The sequence below is a fragment of the Paenibacillus sp. JNU01 genome, assembly GCF_059130585.1.
The window spans coordinates 1282343-1308133 of record NZ_CP169723.1; the positions used below are offsets into that span (position 1 = coordinate 1282343).

Sequence of the window (25791 nt, forward strand, 5' to 3'; positions counted from 1 at the left end):
ATTATTTTCGTTAAATTTCACCATCATTCTTCATTATTCGACATTCTCTATCCAGAATCGTTCAACAACATTGCCATTGGACTCCACATAGTCTTCATCCTGAATGCCACCATTTCGAAGAATAACTCTTCTGGATGGCCCATTATTTGCATCACATACGACCAATACTTTGGTGATTCCAAGCTCTCTCGTTTTCTCCAAAGACAGCCTGAGAATTTCGGAACCATAGCCACTTTGCCGCTCTCCAGGACGAATGCCATATCCAATATGTCCTCCACTGTTGAACAATTTGTCGTTAAGCTCATGCCTTATATTTACAGCACCCACGATTTGTTGACTCTCGGTGAGTAGCCAGTATGTACTGTCTTTGACCCAACCTTCGGGAATATCGATACCTTGTTCATTGCGCTGCAAAAACGCCAACATCTCACCAAATGCAGAAGGATCTTTGGAAATGACCCACGGTACCATCAACTCTCCACTTCTCACCCAGTCTTCATAAAATTCCAAATATGCATCCTTATACGCTCGCGATGGTTTAATTAATCTAACATGTTCTTTCCCCACAGTCATTACACCCTCCCAACAGATATTGAAACTACCATGCTGCCGCTTCCAGGACACAACATTCTTGCTCTTCCATCAGACAAGTTCGAAAAAGGACCTGCGTGTGAGCAGATCCTATTCAAAAGTACATCTTACCGTTTATTCTATTATTATACGGACTCTGTCAATGTAACATCCTGAACATCTCGGTCCTTCTTCATATCCGTGTCCTTGTACTTGAATTGGTAACTTCCTGATCCAAGTGTAACTTCAATATCGTCTCCAATACTTCGAATATCCTGAACTTCATTTACCTGATCCAACGGTTTCCCTTGCTCCAGAACGATCTGTGCACCTGCTCCAGGAAGACGTACCGTACCTCTCGTATTGACAGGAATGTGCACGCGTATCTCCATTTCTCCCTCCGCCAGCCGATGCCAACTTGAAGCAACTTGACCATACATCGTCTCCAAGCTCGCTTCCACCCAATCCAGTCCAGGTCCGGGTTGCGGCTCAATATGCACCATTCGGAATCCTGGCTGATGTTCATCGGACTTGATTCCGGCAACATAACGATACAACCATTCCCCAATCGCACCATACGCATAGTGGTTAAATGAGTTCATATCAGCACTCCAGAGACTGCCATCCTCTTTGATCCCATCCCAATGTTCCCAGACTGTCGTTGCGCCTTGAGTCACCTGATATAACCAGGACGGATAATCCTCTTGAAAAAGTAATGTATAAGCCAGATCGTGAAGACCTGCATCACTCAGTACCGGATTCAGATAAGGTGTACCCACAAAGCCTGTAGTAAGATGATTGCCCGCCTCTTTCACGAGTTTTGCCAATTGATCGACAGCGCGAGTTCGTGCAGTCGCGTCCAGCAGGTCAAATTGCAGCGCGAGAACATGCGCTGTTTGCGTTGGAACAGCAATTTTGCCGGCTGGAGTGACGAATTCTTTGTTAAACGCAAGAACAATGTTGGTATGCAACGTTCTATAATATTCAGCATCATCTGTCTTACCAAGTACCTCTGCCGCTTTTTGAGTTAACGAAACCGAATAGGCATAGAATGCAGTTGCTACATAGTCCGTGTCCGTTGCGCCAACATAACTATCCGGCTTGGAATCCAGTCCCAGCCAATCGCCAAAGTGGAATCCTGTGTTCCACAGATATGGGTTATCGCCCTGCCCATGAATGTACTCGATCCACCGCTTCATACTCTCATATTGTTCAGCCAGTAATCTGGCATCCCCATACATCTCATAGATGGTCCAAGGACAGATGACTGCTGCATCACCCCAAGCGGCGGAGGAATGACTGGTGTCTCCCCATCCTTCCGACGTGGAACTTCTCAGATCCGGAACGAAGAATGGAATACCTCCATCTTCTCCCTGATCCGCTTCCAGATCCCGCAACCACTTGGTGAAGAAAGGCGCCGTATTCATGAGGTAGGAGGACGTGCGGACAAACATCTGTGCATCACCGGTCCACCCGAGCCGTTCATCCCTCTGTGGGCAGTCTGTCGGCACATCAAGGAAATTCCCCTTTTGCCCCCACAATATATTGTGATGCAGTTGGTTCACCAGGGGACTGGAGCACAAGAACTGACCTGTTTGCTCCATATTTGAGTGCAGCACTATGCCAGTGAAATTATCGAGATGAATGTGTTCAGAAAAGCCAACCAGCTTCACATATCGGAACCCCTGGAACGTAAAATGCGGTTCAAATGTTTCTACTTCATCCCCCTTGGATGTATAGCGAATACACTGCTTGGCAGCTCGAAGATTATCGGTGTAGAAGTTGCCCTCATGATCCAATATCTCAGCATGGTGCAGCTCAACCGTCTGACCGACCTCACCTTGAATGCTAAATCTCACCCATCCCACCATATTCTGCCCCATGTCTATTACACGATCTCCCTGTGGAGTTGTTAAGAAGGCGATTGGCTGTATTTGTTCGACTTGGGTAACGGGTACATTCTCCTGCGCAACGATGATATCCTTGGGATGTTCCAATATGTTCACAGGTGACCAATTCACTTCAGATGTATCCGACCAATCAGACTCCAATCGCGCATCATACGTCTCCCCCATATAGATGTCCGACATGCGAATGGCACTTGGAGCAGTCGTCCACTCACCATTGGATACAATACATTCCTCTGATCCATCTGCGTATTTCATATGCAGTTCCAGCAGCAATGCGGACGTTGAACCAAATATCTCCCGTTCTTTGTTCCAGCCAAGATATCCCCGATACCAGCCATCTCCAAGATATGCACCCAATATATTCTGTCCATTTTGAAGCAAGTGGGTAACATCATAGGTTTGATATTGTAATCGCTTACGATAAGAAGTCCAGCCAGGTGTAAAATAATCTTCTCCTACTCTTGAGTTGTTGATGTACAACTCGTATAATCCAAGTGCTGTGACATATATTCTGGCAGACGTAACAGGTTGTTTCACATTAAACTGCTTGCGCATACGCGGGCATGACGTATCTCCATCATCTGATGCTTGAGCTGTGATCCATTCTGCTTGCCACTTGTTATGACGATCCATAAGTCCCATCTCGAAATAAGCCGTTTCGGACCAACCCGAATCACTTCCTGTATCATCCCATGCCCGAACCCGGTAATAGTATCGTGTTTGCGGAGAAGGCTGAAAATGGTTTAGTTCCACATGTATGGATTGATCACTGCTTATCTCGCCAGAATCCCATGTAATCCCTTCAAAATCTTTCGTTAGGGAGAGTTGTACCTGGTAAGCGGATTGCATACAGTTCCGCCGATCAGACTGCAACTGCCAACTTAATCTCGGTGATTTTACATCGAGGCCTATCGGGTTGACTCTATATTCACAGCGAAGGTGACTAACGTTGAACATTAGCAGATCGTCCTTTCCATCTTGGCTTCCCATTCGGGGTTACGATATAATTATATCGATCCTGCTGTCGTAAATACCCGGTGATCCGGACTATTTCATCCGGTGATTCAGCCATCTATGCGAGGAGGTTGCCTGTGGATTCATCTGTACAACTTATGAAAAGCGAATACTTTCTGCATAATCATCTGCAACTTTTTGTCAATCGTTGCTCTGAAGATTTTATGCTCCCTTTTCACGCACATGATTTTATTGAGTATAGCTATGTTGCTGAAGGAAAGGGCTTTCATCATATCGGTGAAGATGTCATTCCCGTGAAGAAAGGCATGCTGTTTGTCATTCCTGTTGGCGTTCCTCATGTCTTTCGTCCTGCGAGTACAAACGTGACCGAGCATCCGCTAATTATCTATAATTGTCTGTTTAATGCTGAGTTGATCAACACGCTGACAGCCATCATTCAGGAGAAAGAAATCATTCAACATCTGATGGACTTGGCACAAAATCAGGTTCCTTATATATCCATTGTGGATCGCAACGATCAGATGGAAGAACTAATGGTGAAGCTGTATCGTGAATCCTCCGTTCCTGGAATCGGCTCGTCTACCATGTTATACACCTTGGTAAGCCAGTTGGTATTGATGACCTACAGACAACTGTATCAAAAGGATCAGGATGAAGAGAATCATTCCACTGGCTTTGATTACATCCTTCACTATATCAAGGAACACGTAAGCAATCGTATTCGGATGTCTGATCTGGTACGCATATCAGGCTGGAGCGAAAAGCAGATTGGGCGAATGTTTCTGCGGCATACCGGACAGTCCTTTAGCGGCCACCTGCAACATCTACGCATACAAAAAAGCTGCGAAATTCTAAAGAATTCACAGCACAAAGTCAGCCTGATTGCCGAGCTGGTCGGATATCGGGATATGGATTCATTCTATGCCGCATTCAAAAAAATAACAGGCGAAACACCTCTCGCCTATCGCAAAAAATCCAGAGCACTTCACTCTGGACGATAAGATTAACTACCTTTTAGACACCAACAACCTGTAACATTTCATCTATGTATGCCTTGGCTTCTTTCCATGAAGACATCAACGGAAAGTTGTATCGCTCACGCTCCTGTATATTCCACGGATGCGGGATACAGATAACCTTTTTGCCATCCTCATGCGCGGGAATCAGATTATGTGCTCCATCATCAATGAGCAGATCGAATCCGAGCAAGTTTTTTCGTTTGCATGTAATAAACTGTTCAGCGGTTATAAAAGGCATGTGCTGCTGAAGCCAGTTCCACTTCTCAACCACTGTTTTTGGCTCTGCTGCTGTCACGACAATGACATCATAGGCATCGTTCAGCTTGCGCATCTCATCTACAACATATTCGTCGTATAATTCCAATTCCTCGAACAGACCCGGCCGACCATAAAATACATCGTGCGTGCTCTCTGGATGACGCAAATGGGACGTATCCCAATGAATCATATCCTCATACCGCAACGGATGGGTCGGGAAGTTAAGGTTGTTGTGATATATAGCCCGCTTGACCAGATGACATATCGTGTCATCCATATCTACAGCAATAATAGGCTTCTTCATGGTTATCCCTCCCCCAATACGATCACAGTATACCATCCAGTATGTTATGAAGTCATCCCTTTTACCTTGAAGTGCCATTAGCGTGGATGAAAATCCTGCGAGATGATATTAAAAAGGCACCCCGATGGCGTAACACTAGCTATGCCTGGGGTGCCTTTTTAGATTAATTTATTCCAAGTTTTCGCCATTGGAGGCAATGACCTTTTGGTACCAACCAAAGCTCTTTTTCTTATACCGATTCAATGTGCCTTGTCCGTTGTCGTCCTGATCCACGTAGATCACGCCATAACGCTTGGACATTTCCGAAGTGGATGCGCTGATGATATCAATCGCTCCCCAGTTGGTATAGCCCATGAGGTCCACACCATCCATAATGGCTTCTTTCATTTGTGTAATGTGTTTTCTCAGATAATCAATCCGGTAATCATCGTTAATGGAACCATCTGCTTCAACGGTATCTTTCGCGCCAAGTCCATTCTCCACCACAAATAATGGCAATTGGTAACGATCATACAACTCTTTCAATGCTACACGCAGACCAATCGGATCAAGCTGCCAGCCCCACTCCGTACGCTCCAGATTAGGGTTCTTAATCGTGCTGTACAGGTTGCCTCCAGTCACTCCATATTCTTCTGGATTTACTGCGGACACCAAGGATGTGTAATAACTGAATGAGATGAAGTCAACTGTGTGCTCACGCAGGATCTGCTCATCCCCCGGTTCCATGGCAATGGTAATCCCGTTCTCTGCCCAGTACCGAGCCATGAATGTTGGGTAACTACCACGAACTTGTACATCCGTATGCAGCAGGTTCAGCTGGTTATCGATCTGTGCTTGCAGCACATCCTCTGGCTTCGATGTCGCCGGGTAGTGAATCATGCGTGCAAGCATACATCCGATCTGGAAGTTCGGGTTAATCTGACGTGCTTTTTCCGTTACCAGGCTGCTGGCTACAAATTGATGATGAAGTGCCTGATAGGAAGCCTGCATCGTGTTCTCCACCCGGTCTTCAATAATACCTCCGCCTGTGAACGGTTCAATAATGGTCGTGTTAATCTCATTAAACGTCAACCAGTATTTTACCTTGTCCTTATACCGATTCATCACGGTTTCTGCATATCTTACAAAATGTCCAATCACTTCGCGGCCTGCCCAGCCGTTATATTTCAGTACAAGTGCCATCGGCATCTCATAGTGCGAGAGTGTTACGAGAGGTTCGATATCGTATTTACGGAGTTCATCGAACACATCGTCATAGAAGCGCAGTCCCTCTTCATTTGGCTCGGCATCATAACCATTCGGGAAAATGCGCGGCCAGTTGATGGACAGACGAAATGTTTTGAAGCCCAGCTCAGCGAACAGCGCAATATCCTCTTTGAAACGGTGGTAGAAATCAATCCCATAACGCTTCGGATAACCTTCCGCACTGCGATGTGCCATTGCTTTCTCAACCGTTGCACTCGTAACATGCATCAGTTCTCTAAGGTTGGTGTAATCCTTTTTCTCAAAATAAGGAACCATGTCGGCCGTCGACCATCCTTTGCCGCCAGCGTCGAATCCACCTTCAGCCTGATTGGCGGCAATAGCGCCGCCCCACAGAAATCCTTCCGGAAACCCTTGTCGATGAATCATCCGTATCTCTCCTTCTTTTTTTGAATTTGTCTATTAGTCCTAAGACGGTTTAGATTTCAGCTTTCAAGACGTCTTCACCCATCGTGATATCGCCCAATTTCACCGGTAGAACCTGCTTGTAATCTGCCGTATTGGTAACAACCATAGCCGTTGTAATGTCGTATTCTTTGGCAATCTCGGCCAGTTCAAATGTGAGTAACTTGTCTCCGGCTTGTACACGTGCTCCTGTAGCCACATGTGCATCGAAGTACTGTCCACGCAGCTTCACCGTGTTGATTCCGACATGAATCAGCAATTCCATTCCGTTATCACTGCGGACAACGATCGCATGTTTCGTTTTGAACACATTCATGATCGTACCCGTCACTGGAGATAGCAATTCGCCCACCGTAGGAACAAATGCCACACCTTTACCCATCAATTCATCACCGAATGTTGGATCATTGACTTCTTTGAGCGGGATCGCTTTACCTGTCATCGGAGCTACGGCTACCGCATCACTCGTTGGTGACGGAGCGCCCATATCGTCCACGTTCACGCTGGCAGCATCACTTGAAGCTACTTTCGCTGCCGCAGAAGAAGCGCCTGGTGAGAATTGAGCCAATGCCTCAGCGTCTCCTTCTTCTTCCTTAATACCGAATATCGTAGACATAATCGTACCTACAACAAATGCAAGAATCATACCGCCAAAGGAATACCAGAACGTTTGACCGATCAGAGAAGGAAGTCCTGGGAGACCACCGTTACCTGCAAGTACGTATGCTTTGGCGCCAAAAGCAAGGGCGAAGCCGCCACCAACTGCGCTACCAATCATCGCTGCGGCAAATGGTTTTTTATACTTCATGTTAACCCCATACATCGCCGGCTCCGTTACACCCATGAGTGCCGTGAAGCTCGTTGATAATGCCACGGTTTTGAGTTTTTTATCTTTTGCCCGGAAGAATACACCAAGAGTTGCACCAGCCTGACCCATATTGGAGATAAAGGTCAATGGCAAGAATTTATCGAAGCCCAGTGTAGCGATATTACTCAAGATGATCGGCACAAGTGCATAGTGCATTCCTGTCATAATAATGAGCGCCATTGCGCCGCCCAGTACGATACCTGCAATCAATCCGCCTTCATTCAGCAGCCAGTTGATGCCGCCAGACAATCCGCTACCTACAAATGTACCCAATGGACCGATTGCAATCAGTGTCACCGGAACCATCACAAGCAAGGTAATCAAAGGCACAAGCAATAGCTTGAGTGCAGCAGGAATAACACGGTCAACCCATTTCTCAACATAGGACATCAACCATACAGCGAGTAAGATTGGAATAACCGATGAAGCATAACTTACAGCCGTAACCGGAATTCCCAAGAATCCAACCGATTCACCGCTAGATAGCAATGCTGTCATGTCTGGGTACATTAATGCCGTACCTAGTGCAATGGCAACAAACGGATTACTGCCGAATTTGCGAGCAGCGCTGACTGCAATCAGTAAGGGCAGGTAGTGGAATACGCCGTCACCAATGGCTGAGAGAATACGGTACGTATCTGTTCCAGCGGACATCCAACCTATGGACACGAATAGTGCCAGTAACCCTTTGAGCATACCTGCCGCTGTAATCGCTGGAAGCATCGGGGCAAAGACACCTGCGATCGTTTCAAAAATTTTCAGCACGACATTTTGTTTTTTATCCGACTTAGGCTCTTTATTTTCCGTACTTTGCTGGATTGCAGGATGTTCCTTCACCATGGCGTCGAATACTTTCGACACATCATTACCGATAATGACCTGAAATTGATCACCAGAAATATTCGTACCCATGACTTTATCCAGTTTATTGAGTGAACCGTTATCGACTTTGTCGTTGTCTTTCAGATCAAAACGCAAACGTGTAACACAGTGATACACTGAATTGATATTTTTAGTTCCCCCAACGGCTTTGATGATTTCCTGCGCCGCTTCTTGATGTTTCATGATGTTTTCCTCCTCATTTTTCCAATAAAAAATACCCGAATGAATATAGCGCAAAAATGTGGCGCCATCTCATTCGGGTATTGCCTGATTGAACAGTAACAAGCCCATGGGATATCCAGTTGTAATTTCATACGATCGCGTGAACATTATACGTCCCGCTTGGTTTTCATCAGACGTTCCAGATGGAGCGTGAGATATAACTGCTCCGAGTGTGTCATGTCATACTGATAGTTCTTATGGATAAACGTCTCGATCTTGCCAATACATTTGAATGTCTCCGGATAGTTTTTCCGAACCACTTCATACAGATACTCCTCAGCATCATCATGTGAAGAATGGGTAATGACACGCTGACAGAAATACTTCAAATGGGTGATGAAGCGGAAATAATTGACGCTATCTTCATCCAATTCGATATTGAAGTGATATTTGATGATATTCATAATCTCTTGCAGCAGCTGCATTAGATGAGTGACATCATTCATGGAATCATTCACTTCCGCATTGATGAAATGTAGTGCAATATTACAGATCTCATCTTTGGGGAACTCAATATCCAATCTTTCCTTCAGCAAAGTCAATGCTTCTCTGGCCACATCATACTCCGCCTTATAGAAGTGCTGAACTTCCCAAGAAAGTGGATTACGAGTGATCATTCCTTTTTCCAAGCGTTGAACAGCAAAGTGAATGTGATCCGACAGCGAGACATAGATCCCGTCACTGATGGTTTTATTCAATTGTGTTCGTGCCAGTGTCACAATATCATCTGTTGCCTGCAAAATCTCAATCGGCACTTCAGCTACGATGGATTTAAATTTCTCATAGATCGATGTATCCTGAAGACGGAATACCTTCTCAATCCGCTCTTCATCAATCTCATCGCCTGCTTTGAACTTGAATCCGATACCCCGGCCGAGGATCAGTAGTTCCTGATTTTTGTCATCCACGGTACTGACAATATTGTTATTAAATATCTGTTTAATAATCATTCTGGACCCACCTGGTTTTTTTTGAGGAATAAAAAAGGGCAAAACCAAAACAGAAATAATAAAATCATTTCCATAGTGGTTTTGCCCGCATTACCGGTAACAAGCCTCGGATCTAATTTATCATAAGCTGAAAACGGTGTCAACAGAAAACCGATGTTTGCGTTTATATGGTTAGGCAACATTTTACTTTTATGGTACATTGAAAGATATGTGCGTACTGACATTTAATAATATGACCTAAACTTAACAGGAGGATTCATTTTGAAAAAAATCGTTTCATTGACCGCATTTGTCGCCACCATGTCACTATTGTTGTCTGCCCCACTCACCTTGGCCGCAAATTCCAATAACCTCTCATTGATAGAGAGTCAAGAGTCTGCTGAGCACCTAGATTCGGAGACAAAAAAACTTTCAAGTGAAGAACTAGTTAAACTCGTGGGAAAACAGAACATTCAATTCACCACAATAGATTCATCATTTGATCCGTGGGTCATCAACGGAACTATTGATGAAACCGGGTTCGCCTATTTCACACAAACATACGATCCCGATGCTAATCGTGTCGCGTCCACCCATATCATGTATGATAACGCTGATCTGGATAAAGTCATGGATAATGCGCTGCTCCTGAAGCTTGATGCCTTCCTAAAAACATTTGAAGATGAAGATATCTTCATTAAGAGTGGTTTCTGGCGTTTCAAAGCCAATGATCCAGAACATGGACATTTACTCCAGAACTACTGGGTCATCTTTGGACCAAGTCAACAACTTTACATCGATGTGGACAAAGGTAATCAAATGTCGGCAATTCTGCAATATAAAATCGATGATTCCTATGCCTGGATGACAAACATAGCACGAAATTCACTCAAAACACTTGGAATTCCCTCAGTAAAAGCTTTTGATTACACCTTATTTACCGTAGAAGGAAAAGATATGTTATGGCAGTATCGGGATGACGACAATCTAAATTATGTACATATCGGCAGCAAGACCGGAAAAGTATGGAAAGTCACTAACGAACTAGGTATTAACTGGAAAAATGATACTGATTTCAAAAAGTCTTTCGCCAAGCCCAAGCTCAGCAAAAACAAAGCACTATCCCTCGCTGCACCTACAGTCAGATCTATATTTGGTATTAAGCTAAACGGTTATTCCGTTCGTATCCAAAACAACGAATACACCTTCACGAAAAAAGGAGCCACAACGCTTATCGGTAAAATCAATACAAAAGGCGCATTTTATTCGTTTGAAGCCCTTCCTGACAACGGGGTAAGAAACTAAATTTACATAATAAAAAACAGGCGGCTTAAACTCCGATTTCCGAGAGATCAAGCCGTCTTATACTAGTAAAAACGCCTTAAATAATCAGCGCGCGCCCATCTAATTTCGCATATGAAATACTCCGCTTTATCATGACAGTGATCTGAGCTTGTCATCATAAAGCGGAGCCGGTATCATCAATCTACGGTTGACGTGTTTATAAGCTATCCCTTTTCTCAACGGGCCTTCATCATTACTGGAACGTCACATGAATCTGCACAATCTCCGAACGACTGCTTGTACGAATTGGAGGCCCCCAGAATCCAAATCCCGAGGTTACGATGGAGTGCATGGAACCTTTTTGCAGATAACCCCAATCATTCTCATAAATAGCCTGTGTGATGAACTGAGCAGGTGCAATCTGACCGCGGTGAGTATGACCGGATACCACCAGATCTACATTGTTCTGTTCCGCAATATCCAGATCATACGGCTGGTGATCCATCATAAGTACCGGTTGTCTCAAGTCCGTATCTTGCATTAATGCGGCTACTTCTGCACGATCCTTCTCTGTCCGGTCTTTCCGTCCAATGAGGGTGATCTTGTCGTCCAGGACAATCTTGTCATCGTACAAAACTTGCATATTGCTCTTCTCCAGCGCAGCGATCAACTCTTCAATTGGACCATCAAACTTGTCGTGATTCCCGAGAGAAGCATAGACACCATATCGAGCCTGAATTCCACTGATAATATCAGCAATTCCGCTATTCAGATACATATCCAGATTGTCATCAATAATATCTCCCGGGTATAGCACCAGGTCCGGCTTCAGCGCATTAATCTCCTCCACCATGCGTTTGGCATGTGCAGGGCCAGACAGTAATCCAAAGTGCATATCGGCAGCCATGACAATGTTAAGCTTGTCCACACCTTCTACTTTTTTATCAATCTGGATATTATACGTTCTCACTACCGGGCTGTAAGCATTGAAAATTCCATAACCCATTGTGGACACTAACAGCACCAGTGTAACGACACCCGCCCATTTCTGTGTGTGATGTCTAGGAATACGGGTTAATCTCAGCAACCACATCGTAAGATGAACGACGGGCAGGATCAGCAATAACAACGAAAAGATCGCCAGCCAGTAAGAACCGATAATACTGAGAAACGAAATACTTCCAAACACACGTGCCAAAATGAAGGAAACAGCAAGGAATACAAGCGCTATAATATAAAACCATCGAAATCTGGCGGACACTACTGGTTTCATCCAACTCCAACCGCTCCAGCCTATGTAGAACACTAATAATCCATATACGACCAAAAACAATATACCCGCTAATACAAACATGCCCGGTCTAACCTCCACGTCAATAAGTTGTATGCTGAATTTTTAATCACGGATATAGTTCCGTCTGAACAAGTATAACGTAGTTGAAGGGCCAGATCATCTGTTTGCCCAACCCAGATTCGTACATTTTATTACAATTTGATGATATTCAAATTCGAACCATTAACGTGAAAAAGCACCCTTGCAGGTGCCATGAAGTTGAATTCATGACCGACTGCAAGAATGCTATATGTTTGAAACGAATATTACTCGTTGGTGTCCATCCATTGGAAGTGGAATGAACCTTCTTTGTCCACACGTTTGAACGTGTGAGCACCGAAGTAGTCACGTTGTGCTTGCAGCAAGTTTGCTGGCAAACGCTCTGTACGGTAGCTGTCGTAGTAAGAAAGAGCGCTGGAGAAGCCTGGTACCGGAATACCTTGTTTTACAGCAGCTGCTATAACTTCACGCCATGCACCTTGATAAGACTCAACGATGTTTTGGAAATATGGATCAAGCAGCAGGTTTTTCAGAGCTGCATCTTTGTCGTATGCTTCTTTGATGTTTTGCAGGAATTGTGAACGGATGATACATCCGCCACGGAAGATCATGGCAATGTTGCCGTATTTCAGATCCCAGCCATACTCGTCGGAAGCTGCACGCATTTGTGCAAATCCTTGTGCATAGGATACGATTTTACTTGCAAACAATGCTTTACGAACGTTCTCGATGAACGCTTTTTTATCGCCAGAGAATGCTTCAGTTGCTGGTCCACTGAGGATTTTGCTTGCTGCTACACGCTCGTCTTTCATCGCAGACAGGAAACGGGAGAATACGGATTCTGTAATCATGGACAATGGGACGCCGAGATCCAGCGCGCTTTGGCTCGTCCATTTACCAGTTCCTTTTTGTCCAGCAGCGTCAAGAATAACGTCAACCATCGGTTTGCCGGTTTCTGGATCGTATTTGGAGAAGATGTCTGCCGTGATTTCGATCAGGTAGCTGTCCAGCTCCCCTTGATTCCACTCTGTGAAGATTTCATGCAATTCTTCAACGGAAACGTTCAATACGGATTTGAGCAAGTGGTACGCTTCACCAATCAACTGCATATCTCCGTACTCGATACCATTATGCACCATTTTTACATAGTGTCCGGCACCATCTGGTCCGATATATGTGCTACAAGCATCATCGCCCACTTTGGCGGAGATTGCTGTAAGGATCGGTTCTATCAATTGATAAGCACTTTCCTGACCGCCTGGCATGATTGCCGGGCCTTTCAGTGCGCCTTCTTCACCACCGGATACACCTGCTCCGATGAAGCGGAAACCTTTTTCTTCCAGCTCTTTACTGCGACGTTGTGTATCAGGGAAGTAAGCATTACCTCCATCAATAATAATGTCGCCTTGATCCAGATGAGGAAGCAGTTGTTCAATCGTTGCATCTGTTGCTTTACCTGCTTGTACCATAATCAAAATTTTACGCGGAGACTCCAGAGATTCCACGAATTCTTCAATAGTGAACGCACCTGTCAGGTTTTTACCTTCTGCTTCTTTCAGAAGATCATGGGTTTTCTCTGGGGAACGGTTAAATACCGATACCGAGAACCCTTTACTTTCAATATTCAAAGCCAGGTTTTTACCCATTACCGCCAATCCAATAACACCGATCTGTTGTTTACTCATTATGTCCTCCCAATGCTCCATGATTTATATAATTCTATTGTAAGTTGAAACGAATAAATGTTCAGTGATTATTGTACTGTTTTTTTCCAGTCCGCTGCAAATTTGTCCATACCTTGATCTGTAAGTGGGTGTTTGGAGATTTGTTCAATAACGGAGAATGGAACAGTCGCGATATGTGCTCCCGCCATTGCTACACGTGTAACATGATCCGGATGTCTTACGGAAGCCGCAATAATCTGTGCATCCAGGTTATGTGTACGGAACAATTCAGCAATTTTGGTAACCAATTGTACGCCATCCTCAGAGATATCATCAAGACGTCCCAGGAATGGAGATACATATGTCGCACCAGCACGAGCAGCCAGAAGCGCCTGGTTCACAGTGAAGATCAACGTTACGTTGGTTTTCACGCCTTTTTTGGTCAAGTAACGGCAAGCTTCAAGTCCTGCAAGTGTCATTGGCAATTTGATCGTAATATTTTTGTCGCTGTTGTTAATTTTGATCAATTCGTTTGCTTGTGCAATCATATCTTCAGCAGTAAGGGCATCTGGTGTCACTTCCGCAGATACGGACTCCACTTCAGGTACCAAACGCAAGATTTCTTCAATACGATCTTCGAATTTCACGCCTTCTTTGGCTACCAAAGATGGGTTCGTTGTTACACCAGACAATACACCGATTTTGTATGCTTTTTGGATGTCTTCCACGTTAGCTGTATCGATAAAAAATTTCATGATTTAATTACCTCCAGATATATTTTTTATTATGGTTTAGAGATTCGCATTAACCGCCAAGGGCATGCTATTTGTAACTACAGACTCCTGATCCGCCGGCTCATCAAACCACCAGTGGTGACCATCTTCTTCAAGCATAGCATCTGATTCAGCTGGTCCATAGCTTCCTGCAGGATACAGGTGAAGTGGCAGCAGATTTTCCTGGAATGCATCCAGAATGGGTTGCACCCATGCCCATGACAATTCTACTTCATCCCAGTGGGCAAAGAAAGTTGGATCTCCCAGCAAAGCATCACGAATCAGATTCTCGTAAGCTTCCGCAAGGTCACCTTTATCCGGAGAAAGATCGATATGAACCGGTTTGAATTCACCTTTATTCTCTGGATCACTTGCATTCAGTTGCAATGTCATGCTCTGATCTGGACTCATCTCAATGACGAGCAGGTTTGGCTTGGAGCCTTTGTTTTTCAGCACATTCGTCTGTCCTGAAGGTTCTTTGAATTCAATCACAATACGTGTTGATTTCTCCTTCATTCTTTTACCCGTACGAATGTAAAACGGAACACCGCGCCAGAAGAAATCATCGATTTGCAATTTGGCAGCAATGAATGTGTCATTCATCGTATTCTCCGCTACACCCGGTTCAGCAGCATAAGCATTGACTGGTTGGCCTTGAATGTTGCCTTCTGAATACTGCCCACGAATGATGCTTGCGCCCACGGTTTGCTTTTGTAGCGGCTGGATCGATTCCATGATGTGCTTTTTCTTCAATCCAACTTTTTCGGAAGAACTGTTGTATGGAAGCTGAATCGCCATCATCATAAGCAATTGCAGCATATGATTCTGGAACATGTCTCGCACTGCACCTACATGATCATAATAGGATGCACGTTCTTCGACACCTACAGTCTCATTAGCCGTAATTTGCACATTGGAGATGTAACGGTTGTTCCATAACGCCTTCATGATTGGGTTACTCTGATGTAACGTCTCCAGGCGCTGTACCATCGGTTTGCCCAAATAGTGGTCAATCCGATAAATCTCTTCCTCCGTGAACGATTCGCTTAATTTGCGATTGAGGTCTCGGGCCGACGGCAGATCGTGACCAAATGGTTTCTCAATGACGAGACGCTTCCAGCCCTCTGTGGAACCCAGCCCACTTTGTTGAATGTTCTCGGCAATCGGTTCGAAGAATTCCGGACCAACCGAGAGATAAAACAAGCGATTGGACGGAATGCCAAGTTCAGCTTCTCTTTGTTCAACTAATCCCAACAGCTTTATATAATCTTCCTTATGGCTTATATTCAATACACTGTAGCGAAAAGCTTTCACAAATGACTTCACAACTTCAGGATCAGCCTGGCGTCTGGAAAATTCATTTAATGATTTTTCCACTTGTGCCTGAAAGAATTCATCAGACCACTCTCTACGCCCCAGACCAATCAATGAGAAGGTTTCAGGAAGCTTCTGCTCAAGATATAAGTTATATAAGGCAGGATATATTTTTCTTTTGGCTAAATCGCCAGTAGCACCAAATAAAACAATGGTAGTTGGTTCCATCTCACCGTTCTCCTTCCAAGTAACTCTGGTTTCTTTGTTGTAGTTACACTATAATACGTTTTATAGCCATACAAGTAATTAATATATTTCACAGGAGCTATAGACAACATCTATGACAACAAATTATGAACTATATAAAGTCTTTTATTGGGCGGCCAAAACGGGAAGTTTGACACAGGCTGCGAAAGCACTGTATATCACTCAACCCAGCGTCAGTCATGCCATTAAGCAATTGGAAGAGAGCTTTGGTCTTACCCTGTTTTATCGGAACTCCAAGGGTGTAGCCTTGACACAGGAAGGTGCCAGTCTGTACTCCTATATTGAACAATCCCAGATTCTGATCTCGCTTGCGGAAGAAAAAATGGCCGCACTGAAGAATCTGGACAATGGTGAACTCCGGATTGGTGGCAGCGACTCCCTGTTCAAGCATTACATGCTGGCGTATCTGGAGGAATTCCACACCCTGTATCCTAACATCAAGCTACATCTGAGTCATGGAACCACGCCGGAAGTCATCACTTTTCTAAAAGAAGGCAAGATCGATCTCGGTGTTGTTCGGATGCCCATTGTTGATCCGCAGCTCGAAGTCAGAGAAAGCATTCAGTTGAAAGACTGTTTTGTAGCCGGAGAACGCTATGCTCAGCTGAAGGGTAAAGTCATGACACTTGAGATGCTCCTAGAGCATCAACTGATCCTCTTCTCCCGGAACAGCCGGGTTCGTATGGCTATAACCGAGTTGTTTAACAGCTATAATTACACGTTGAAGCCTGAGATTGAGGTCGGTAGCGTTGATCTGTTGATTGAGTTTGCGCGTCGAGGACTGGGTATTTCCTATGTGACACGAGAATTCATCTCTAAAGAGCTGGAGGAAGGCTCCCTCTTCGAGATTCAGCTTGATGTTCCACTCCCCCCTTCCCATGTGGGGATTATGACCAAGCGCAATATGCCGATTTCTTTGGCTGCCAACCGCTTTATGGATCTTATTTTCCAGTCCTGATTAGTTACCATGTCAAAAAGCACAACGAAGAGCCCCACCATCCCGTTATGGATGATGAGGCTCTTTGGCCTGCATAATGTTTAGTTTATCTAACGATTAGTGACTGACCAGATAGGACGCGTCCAATATAAGGGCAACCTTACCATTTCCAAGGATCGTTGCGCCAGAAAGATGGTTCATCGCGCCCAGATACGTACCAAGTGTCTTAATAACGACTTCCTGATTTCCTATGATCTCATCTACTGCGTAAGCTGCAATTTTATCGACAGAGCGCACAATCACCAGAGGAATGGTTTTGGATTTGCGTTCCGTTCGTGGATAGTTCAATTTATCACACAGGCGGTGAAAGGGTACAATGCGTCCATGGTTCAGGATCGCCTGTTGCCCCTGGATCATCTGAATATCTTCAGGTGAAATCCGAACAATCTCGGACACGTTGTACATCGGCACGATCAGAACACGCCCCGATACTTTGACTAACAGACCTTTAATAATCGCCAAAGTGAGCGGTAGACGAATTGTAAACGTAGTACCCACACCAACCTCCGTATCAATATCAATGATGCCGTTCAGTCGCCCGATCTGGCTGCGCACAATGTCCATTCCAACGCCGCGACCTGATACTTCACTTACAGAAGAAGCTGTGGAGAAACCGGGCTCAAATATGAGATGTACAGCCTCCTGTGTTGATAGGCGTGCAGCCTGTTCCTCACTAATAATGCCTTTGCTCAAGGCGGAAGCCTTGATCTTATCCCCATCAATACCTTTGCCATCATCCGAATACCGGATGACAACATGATTCTCTTCATGGAATGATGTTAAGGTAATACGTCCCTTGGACGGCTTGCCCGACTCTCCACGAACCTCTGCGCTTTCAATACCATGATCTGCACTATTGCGAATGAGATGGATCAGTGGGTCACTCAATTCTTCAATAATCATCCGGTCAAGCTCAGTCTCTCCACCTTGAATAACCAATTCCAGATCTTTACCCAGCTTCTGCGAAAGGTCCCGAACCAACCTCGGGAAGCGACTGAACAGTTGATCAATGGGTAACATCCGGGTCTTCATCACACCGTCTTGGAGCTCCTTGATAACGCTGCCCATATGATCGGATACACCACTAATACTCTGAATCAGTGAAGAAGACTCCTTACGCGCACCCGACGCACTCAGATCTGCAAGGGATGTCTGATCAATTAACAGTTCACCGACCAAATTCATCAAATGATCCAGACGTTCAACACTCACACGAACTGTAGGTTGAGCAGCTTTCGCTTTCTCTTCCGGGCCAGATGTAGCCACGGTAGGCAAGCTTGGTTTTGTCTGCTCTGGTTCATTCATTAATTCAGGTTGTGCAGAAGCCGCTGCAACGTCATTGGATTCCAGCATATATGGATGAATCTCCAGCGTATGAATATCCGAGTCTGTAGACAATTCTGTCTCAAGCTGCTGAGAGTCCTTCGAAGTTGCCGTGATGATGATGAACTGACTGTAATGATCATCTTCATTCTGCGCGCCCGGCTGGATCTCCATGAGAGAAGTTGTAACAACCGTCCCACATATGTCTTCAATGCGTTGGCGCAAAATATGATATCTGGCCGCCTTCATCATACACTTATGCTCAAGCACAATGTGAATGGATAACAGGTGCTTTCCTGACTCAACAGCAACCTGTGCAACATTTGCCTCCGCTGGTTGCAATTGAGGTGCTGCAAGTTTCCCAACTACTGCCGGGGTTTGAATTAGATCCTTAATTTCTCGTACGACCGCTCGAAAGTCTGCATAGGCTTCTCCACGGATATACTGATCACGAAGCACCTTCATGGCGTCTAAAGAGCGGAATAACGTATCAATTAACTCGGAAGTCATCTCCGGTTTTTTCTCCCGAACCCATTCAAGGGCATACTCCACCTCATGAGTGAGGTCGCTTAATTCACGAAAATCCATTGTCGATGCCGATCCCTTGATGGTATGCGCTGCCCGGAACAGCGTTTGAACCAGTTCAACAGAAGGCGAAAGCTCCAACGCCAGCAAAGACTGATCCATCCGTTCCAGTTGATCATTCAGTTCTTCGATAAAGATGTCACGGTAGGCAGACAAATCCATCATTCGTATATACCTCCCTAACCGCCCAATATTTCGTCCAGTTTCAAAATGCCCACAAGCTTGTCTTCCTGTTGACCCACGCCATGGAAAAAGTCTTCACGGTTACGACCGTAACCCCCGGTTGGTGGATGTATTTCCGAATATGTGGTTACCTTGTTCACTCGATCCACAATCAGGCCAATATATTCATCCTGATACCGAACTACGATAATTCGTGTTGTTCTGGTATCCGGTTCATCCGTCATACCCAGCAGGTTGCGCAGACTCATCACACATACAACCTTGCCCCGCAGATTAACTACCCCTTTAATCTCCGGACGGCTAAATGGGATATCCGTAATGCTTAGCATTTTAATAATCTCGTGAATCTCTTCGATTCGAATGGCGCAAGTCTCTGAACCTACAGACAGCTCAATATATTGTTCTTTCTGAAGTGAAGACATCGATTCACCCTCAATTCAATTTGTTTTAATGGGTTTTGAAGGCAGCCGCAGATTTCGCCAGCTCTTCCGCCAGTTGTGCCAAAGACTGACAGGTTGCCGCAGTCTCTTCTGATGCAGCCGCGGATTCTTCACTGGAAGCCGAGATGGCTTCAACAGAACTCATTACTTCTGCCGCTTGCGCCGCCTCTTCCTCACATGCAGCTGCAATTTCGTTTACTTTCTGGGAGGAGTTATTGACCATATCAATGATCTGATCAAATGCCTGTCCAGTCATGGAAGACTGCTCAACACTGGCCGCTACTGCCTGCACACTCTGTCTCGTATTTTCCTGCATCGCTTTGATAATGGCTGTAATTTCTTTCGTCGCCTCGCCGCTTCGTTCTGCAAGCTTCCGGACTTCATCTGCTACTACGGCGAATCCTCGTCCTTGTTCTCCCGCACGTGCCGCTTCAATTGCTGCATTCAGCGCAAGCAGGTTGGTCTGCTCAGCAATATCGTCAATCACTTCAATGATGTCGCCAATCTTACGGGAATCATCTTCAAGCTTGGTCATTTTCGTATTAACAGCTTGCATGCCTTCCAGAGAAGTCTGTACAACAAGCCCACCTTCACGGGCAGTCTTCACAGTATCATTGGACAATTCAGCAGCTTCTTCCGCACTAGCAGCCACAGAGTTAATGGCAAGTGAGAGCTCCTTGAACAATTCCGAGATGTTTCCTGCCTCGCTGGATTGGCTTGTGCTGGTACTTGCTATTTCCTGTGTGCTGGCTGAGATCTGTTCCGAAGAGGCAGCAACACTTTGGGAGTTCAACACAATATTGTTGATTAACTCTTTCAGGTTGTCGACCATACGATTCAGGGCTGCTGCCAGTTGACCCACTTCATCTTTACTAGAGATGTCTGACTTAAGTGCCAGATTTCCCCCGGCGACTTCCTTAGCCAGAACCAACATGGACATGAGTGGTTTTGAAATCGAGCGAGAGATCATGTAACCAATGAGGATACTGAAGAGTACAGACAGAATCACAAGAATAATGGTTACTGCAAAAGAAGTTGTATAGGCTTCTTCAGACTTCGTGTTTGCCTGCTCTGCCAGGGTTACATTAAGGTTTACCAAATCAGAGAGTGTTTTTACCACCTCATCACCCGGAGGTTTCAATGTTGATTTGAGGAATGTAATGAAAGCTGCATCATCATTAGATAACGCCATAGTGACGCCTTGATCAAATAGTTTCATATAACTGTCATACTGGGTATCTAACTTACGAAGCAATTCCGTTTCTTCCGGGGTAGTAGCAAGAGGACGATACGTAGCAATTCGCTCCTCCATGGATTGACGAATTGTAGCCATATTTTCCGTAACTCTGGTCTGTTCTGCTGCTACAGTTTCAAAATTCAAATCTCGCACGTTAACTCGCAATCTCTGATAATCAACCTGAGCTGAGGACAGTTCTCTAACCGAGATCAGATTATTGTTATACATCTCTTGCATTCGTTCATTCGTACTTCTCAATGTTACTACCGAGTAGACGCCAAGTGACGCGAGGATTATCGACACAATTAAAAATGCCGAGATAATCTTTGTTGCTGTTTTCAAGTTTCCAAACCACTTCATGTAATCTCCTCCTAGGCATCGTAGTGTCCAGTTATGTATATAACGCTTGGCAAACCCTTCTCTTGGTCGCGCTCCAGACAACTTACGATTTATTTCGACATAAATATAATAAAACTGAATAGAAGATTTTTATTTATATGAATTTGCGTTATTATGAATTTTTATTTCAGATATAAAGAATCTACTTTTTTATGAGTTATATACTTTTTACCTATATAATTGTTTTTCAAAATTACATATCTACGCATAACAAAACAATTAGCATCAACTTGCATATACATCTACATACAAATTTTCATGTAATATGGTATTCTTAAATTTACATAAGAAACTATATAGTTCTTACGTCTAACACATTCATATTTCTTGTAAAAAAATATATGTATCAAAACATTCCAATTCCAAATTACAAGACTTAAGTCTATTAAATACTCACATATAATGAGTCCAATTTCCCACAAAAAAAACCAAACCCGAGTCAACAAAGTTTGGTTTGAAGCAAAAAAAAGATACTTTAATTTAACATATAACCCATTTAAAACTAATTTTCATGTGTTATATAATTGTTCCAGTTCCACTAAGCGGTCTTTAATCCTATGCGGAATAATACCAAACAGGTTATCCCACGTCATGAACATCTCCGGTCTTAATATATATTCTTCAAACTCCATGGTAGGAACGAACGCTTTGGTCTTTAGATAACGCTCCACCTGAGCATCGATCTGTTCATTCGTTTCAAAATAACCTTGAAACAACTCATTCACAAGCAGCCCATCACATCCAGCATCTGAACCCGCTGCACTATACAGGTTAGGCAATAACTCAAATACAACCGGAAGCGGTGAGAAAGCATGTTTGCCGGGCTGCGAGTACAGACATACATGATGCCCAACCATATTAACCCGTTCCTTCAATAATCCGCGCAGAACCTTACCATGAAAACTCGCTTCACAGTCTACTACCTCTCCGTTATGACCCACATATATCCATACATGCTCCATTTCGTACAGATGTCCAATCTCATAATCCCACCAAATTGCATATTCAATCACGTATTGAACGACCTCGCTTGGAAACGCAATTTCCCTTCTGAACGATGGTGAAGGCCCGGATTGAAGCAACACAGAAATACCAACAAAATCAGGATAAAAGGGCTCTGCTCTGTCAAACATCAAAATAGGTGCATAACTCATTGCAGTTTCAAGTGTTTCCATCTCTGACATGTTCATTAAGGAGTCCTCCGTTTTCATTGGATATTCATACTATACTAACAGAGAACGCAAGGCACTGACTCAGGTATTTTGAATTTTTTTCTAATATAATGCTACCCCCTCCATGGACTTCATACGATAATGATTACATCGGCACATCAAAAAGCCTGCAACTGTTATTCCCCAGTTACAGGCTCTGTACTTATATAATGATAAATAAGGAATTTTGAATTAAGACTTCTGCTTATCGGATGGTGACACTGGCGTCTTGGAAGGTGAAGTCGATTGATCAGAAACCTCCGTATCACATCCTATTGGAGGGCCCAGAATGGCATCATTTTTAATGGACGCAACGGCTCTGGCATACGCCTCTTCATCCAAGCAGTACGCGCGGTGAGCCACCTCCGGTGGTGTAGCTGCCAAGAAATCCGCTCCAAACACAATATCAGGGGTTGGTTGATCAAAGATCGTTAATACATATACATCATCTGTCTCAGCGACAAACCAGTGAAACCAACCTTTCGGAAATACCACAACTTGACCTGGTTTCAGGCGATATGTCAATCGTTCACGCGTAAACGGATTGAAGACTGACGCTGTAATTTCACCGCTGATAACTACAACCATCTCCGTGACATTGGTGTGCCAGTGTGGCTGTACAATAATTCCTTTGCTTAAGTACACGTTGAAGAAACCATTGGCAATGGTCGGCAGCTGTTCTCCAAACAACTGGGTTACATAGTTGCGTGAATCCCTCTGATAATTGACAACCGCATTGGAATCGGCAGCTAGTGGAGCATTTGGGGCTTGCAAAATCGGATTCATCATACGATCATTTCTCCTCCTTGAGCATACATCTCATTGTTGTACTGTATGCCGGAGATTAGGAAGATAATACCGTTGACTTGTTATACATTCTTTTCATCCGAAACTGCAGGTTTCATGAATCATGTCTTAAAGAGTTAGACTTGGCCCGGGAATCTGCCTCCAGCTGCGATGCCTTGGGGTGATATGCGATCAATCTGCTTCATCTCATCATCCGTAAGCGAAACTTCTAACGCGCCTAAGTTTTCGTGAACTCTTTCCAGGTTGCGAGTCCCCGGGATCGGAACGATATGCTCTCCCTTTCCAAGTAACCAGGCCAGAGCAAGTTGAGAAACGGTGCATCCTTTTTGCTTAGCCATCTCTTGGATCAATCCAACAACCTCCAGATTTTTCTGAAAGTTCTCACCTTGGAAACGCGGATAGTGACGACGATAATCATCTTCCGCCAAATCGTCTATAGATCGGATCTGACCAGTCAGGAAGCCACGTCCCAATGGGCTATATGGAACCAAGCCGATGTTCAATTCAAGCAGGACAGGCATAATCTCATCCTCAAGTTCCCGACTCCACAATGAATATTCCGTCTGCAACGCTGTAATCGGATGAACAGCATGTGCACGCCGAATGATCTCTACTGGCGCCTCGGACAAACCAATATATCGAATCTTTCCCTGTTGAACCAGATCGGCAAGTGTGCCTACCGTCTCTTCAATGGGGGTGTTCGGATCAGGACGATGTTGATAATATAGATCAATATAATCCATTCCCAGGTTGTAGAGACTCGCATCTACTGACTTTTTGATGTAGGCCGGATCTCCCTTGGGGCCCTGCGTGTGCGTAATACCGAATTTGGTGGCAACAACAACGTCGGATCTTCGACCTTGAAGCGCACGACCAAGCAGTTTTTCATTTCCTCCAAATCGCTGTTTTTCATACTCTCCGTACAGATCCGCCGTATCAAACATGGTGACTCCTGCATCCAGTGCACCCTGAATGGTATGTACCGATTCGTCATTATCCGGCATCATCATCACACCCAGGCCGAGCCCAGATATACGTAATTTGTCTTTGCCTAACGTTCTTGTCTTGAGCATGAGGCTTCCTCTTTTCATCTTAAAATAGAAACGATAAATAGCTACGAGTGAGCTTAAGTTCATTCTATTTTAATACCGAGACACCAACCACACTCCGTGTATGCTAGTAAAGAAATTACTAGTCTAGTCAACCTTCTACATAAGAACAGGGACGTAAATACAACAATGAATGCCTGATTGGCTGTTCAGATTATTCATGGAAAAGATATCGTACGCATGCACAACACCATCTGCCCGTTCCGTCGTCTCAAGCAGAACACGATTGACTTGTTTTAATTCGACTTGGTGCAGGTTCCAGATCGTTCGGAAGTCCACACTTTCTTCACTCAGTTGTTTCACGATGCTGCCAAATCCGGGGTCACTCGGATACTTATCATAATACGTACGAAAGACAGCTACCGAGTGCCGTGCGAATTCATCCCAATTGTGCATGCGCTCCTTCAGCGTTTCATCCAAGAATAAAATCCGCATCAATAGACGCTCATTCATATTCATCGACGAGAACTTAAAGAGGTTCGTATCCGCTGCTTCATTCCAAGCAAGCACCTCAGAGCGTTCATTGGTAATAAAGGAAGGATGAGTCAACTGACTAATAATACTCTGCCAACCTGGGTCCAGTTGTGAATACGATGCAAGAAATTCATGTTCCGCATTCGGGTCCCATAAGTCAAACAGATGAATCTTCTCTTCCGGGGTTAACCGGAGCGCGTTCGCTATGCTTTGTATTACTTCTCGTGAAGCTGCCAACTCCCTACCTTGTTCAAGCCACGTGTAGTACGTTGCGCTGACACCAGCCAATACCGCTACTTCTTCCCGCCTTAGTCCCGGTGTTCTTCGCTGTCCATAAGATCCTGACAATCCAACTTGTTCCGGTTGAATGCGGCTTCTACGTGATTTCAAAAACTCACCCAGTTTTTTGCTACGGCTCATACCTGCATCCATAGACATCGTTCCTTTTTATAAAAGTATTCAGGCCTATTCGACTCTATCCCAAAATGGTAGTCTCTGAATGACTTGGATATAATCCATTTATTGTTAGTTCTTCAGAATACCTGATTTACAAGTAGCTTAGCATCAAATGGTGCAGAACGAAAATACAAGCAGTGTTTGAAGGAAATTCGTCAATTAAGTCAACTAGAGCAGATGCAGCAGAATTAGGAACTGTGTCAAGATGATTCGGTAGAAGTTAATGACGAGGAATTATATGAGGTATTTGACGTTTGAAAGATTTCTAGGGATTTCACCATTAAACCGTTGTTTACGCAAAAAGGGCCCTGTTATCAAAAGTGCAGGACC

20 protein-coding genes are annotated in these 25791 nt (G+C 44.5%); 3 read left to right on the forward strand and 17 right to left on the reverse strand.

Translation table 11 applies throughout. The features are described 5' to 3' along the window. Positions 1-33: 33 nt before the first annotated feature. Together NLBNIHML_RS05320 and NLBNIHML_RS05325 are read right to left on the reverse strand one after the other, a co-directional pair. The gene (locus NLBNIHML_RS05320) at positions 34-573 is read right to left on the reverse strand and encodes a GNAT family N-acetyltransferase (RefSeq protein ID WP_494353952.1); all 540 of its coding nucleotides are present in this window, start codon (positions 571-573) and stop codon (positions 34-36) included. Between the two features lie 143 nt (positions 574-716). After that, positions 717-3470, reverse strand: coding sequence for a family 78 glycoside hydrolase catalytic domain (locus tag NLBNIHML_RS05325; RefSeq protein WP_494353953.1), 2754 nt, complete (start codon positions 3468-3470; stop codon positions 717-719). A 101-nt stretch (positions 3471-3571) separates the two neighbouring features. On the opposite strand from NLBNIHML_RS05325, the gene NLBNIHML_RS05330 reads away from it, so the two are divergent. Further along, positions 3572-4456, forward strand: a complete 885-nt coding sequence (locus tag NLBNIHML_RS05330) for a helix-turn-helix transcriptional regulator (protein WP_339234826.1) — start codon at positions 3572-3574, stop codon at positions 4454-4456. A 13-nt stretch (positions 4457-4469) separates the two neighbouring features. Here the strand turns inward: NLBNIHML_RS05330 and NLBNIHML_RS05335 are convergent, their stop codons facing one another. From NLBNIHML_RS05335 to licT, 4 genes are all read right to left on the reverse strand, one after another. Continuing rightward, the gene (locus NLBNIHML_RS05335; RefSeq protein WP_339234829.1) at positions 4470-5036 is read right to left on the reverse strand and encodes a 5' nucleotidase, NT5C type; all 567 of its coding nucleotides are present in this window, start codon (positions 5034-5036) and stop codon (positions 4470-4472) included. Positions 5037-5204: 168 nt separating this feature from the next. Further along, positions 5205-6668 carry a glycoside hydrolase family 1 protein gene (locus NLBNIHML_RS05340; RefSeq protein ID WP_494353954.1) on the reverse strand — a complete coding sequence of 488 codons (1464 nt, stop codon included), beginning with the start codon at positions 6666-6668 and terminating at the stop codon, positions 5205-5207. A 49-nt stretch (positions 6669-6717) separates the two neighbouring features. Continuing rightward, on the reverse strand, positions 6718-8637 hold the full coding sequence (locus NLBNIHML_RS05345) for a beta-glucoside-specific PTS transporter subunit IIABC (protein ID WP_494353955.1): 1920 nt from the start codon (positions 8635-8637) through the stop codon (positions 6718-6720). A gap of 146 nt (positions 8638-8783) precedes the next feature. Further along, a complete protein-coding gene (gene licT / locus NLBNIHML_RS05350) occupies positions 8784-9626 on the reverse strand; it encodes a BglG family transcription antiterminator LicT (protein ID WP_339255973.1) in 843 nt (280 codons plus the stop codon). Positions 9627-9887: 261 nt separating this feature from the next. Between licT and NLBNIHML_RS05355 the strand changes: the two genes are divergently transcribed. Continuing rightward, on the forward strand, positions 9888-10910 hold the full coding sequence (locus tag NLBNIHML_RS05355) for a hypothetical protein (protein WP_494353956.1): 1023 nt from the start codon (positions 9888-9890) through the stop codon (positions 10908-10910). Positions 10911-11142: 232 nt separating this feature from the next. On the opposite strand, the gene NLBNIHML_RS05360 is transcribed toward NLBNIHML_RS05355, so the two are convergent. The 4 genes from NLBNIHML_RS05360 to zwf form a co-directional block, all read right to left on the reverse strand. Further along, a complete protein-coding gene (locus NLBNIHML_RS05360; RefSeq protein ID WP_494353957.1) occupies positions 11143-12243 on the reverse strand; it encodes a metallophosphoesterase in 1101 nt (366 codons plus the stop codon). Positions 12244-12488: 245 nt separating this feature from the next. Next, a complete protein-coding gene (gnd, locus tag NLBNIHML_RS05365; RefSeq protein ID WP_494353958.1) occupies positions 12489-13907 on the reverse strand; it encodes an NADP-dependent phosphogluconate dehydrogenase in 1419 nt (472 codons plus the stop codon). Positions 13908-13975: 68 nt separating this feature from the next. Then, positions 13976-14641 (reverse strand): fructose-6-phosphate aldolase, encoded by a 666-nt coding sequence (gene fsa / locus NLBNIHML_RS05370; RefSeq protein ID WP_091020607.1) that lies wholly within the window; start codon positions 14639-14641, stop codon positions 13976-13978. A 36-nt stretch (positions 14642-14677) separates the two neighbouring features. Continuing rightward, on the reverse strand, positions 14678-16201 hold the full coding sequence (zwf, locus tag NLBNIHML_RS05375; protein WP_494353959.1) for a glucose-6-phosphate dehydrogenase: 1524 nt from the start codon (positions 16199-16201) through the stop codon (positions 14678-14680). 112 nt (positions 16202-16313) lie between these two features. Here zwf and NLBNIHML_RS05380 point away from each other — a divergent pair, with 112 nt between their 5' ends. Then, complete coding sequence (locus NLBNIHML_RS05380) at positions 16314-17198, forward strand: LysR family transcriptional regulator (RefSeq protein WP_253438181.1); 885 nt, start codon at positions 16314-16316, stop codon at positions 17196-17198. A gap of 96 nt (positions 17199-17294) precedes the next feature. Here NLBNIHML_RS05380 and NLBNIHML_RS05385 read toward each other — a convergent pair whose 3' ends face one another. The 7 genes from NLBNIHML_RS05385 to NLBNIHML_RS05415 form a co-directional block, all read right to left on the reverse strand. After that, complete coding sequence (locus NLBNIHML_RS05385) at positions 17295-19310, reverse strand: chemotaxis protein CheW (RefSeq protein WP_339255981.1); 2016 nt, start codon at positions 19308-19310, stop codon at positions 17295-17297. A 14-nt stretch (positions 19311-19324) separates the two neighbouring features. Next, entirely contained in the window at positions 19325-19750 is a 426-nt protein-coding gene (locus NLBNIHML_RS05390) for a chemotaxis protein CheW (protein ID WP_339234855.1), read from the reverse strand. 25 nt (positions 19751-19775) lie between these two features. Then, on the reverse strand, positions 19776-21365 hold the full coding sequence (locus NLBNIHML_RS05395; RefSeq protein ID WP_339234858.1) for a methyl-accepting chemotaxis protein: 1590 nt from the start codon (positions 21363-21365) through the stop codon (positions 19776-19778). Between the two features lie 548 nt (positions 21366-21913). Further along, on the reverse strand, positions 21914-22594 hold the full coding sequence (locus tag NLBNIHML_RS05400; RefSeq protein WP_342570469.1) for a hypothetical protein: 681 nt from the start codon (positions 22592-22594) through the stop codon (positions 21914-21916). Positions 22595-22807: 213 nt separating this feature from the next. After that, positions 22808-23404 carry a cupin domain-containing protein gene (locus tag NLBNIHML_RS05405; protein WP_342570470.1) on the reverse strand — a complete coding sequence of 199 codons (597 nt, stop codon included), beginning with the start codon at positions 23402-23404 and terminating at the stop codon, positions 22808-22810. A gap of 134 nt (positions 23405-23538) precedes the next feature. Then, a complete protein-coding gene (locus NLBNIHML_RS05410) occupies positions 23539-24495 on the reverse strand; it encodes an aldo/keto reductase (protein ID WP_494353960.1) in 957 nt (318 codons plus the stop codon). A gap of 135 nt (positions 24496-24630) precedes the next feature. Then, positions 24631-25437 carry a helix-turn-helix transcriptional regulator gene (locus tag NLBNIHML_RS05415; protein WP_494353961.1) on the reverse strand — a complete coding sequence of 269 codons (807 nt, stop codon included), beginning with the start codon at positions 25435-25437 and terminating at the stop codon, positions 24631-24633. Between the last annotated feature and the right edge of the window lie 354 nt (positions 25438-25791).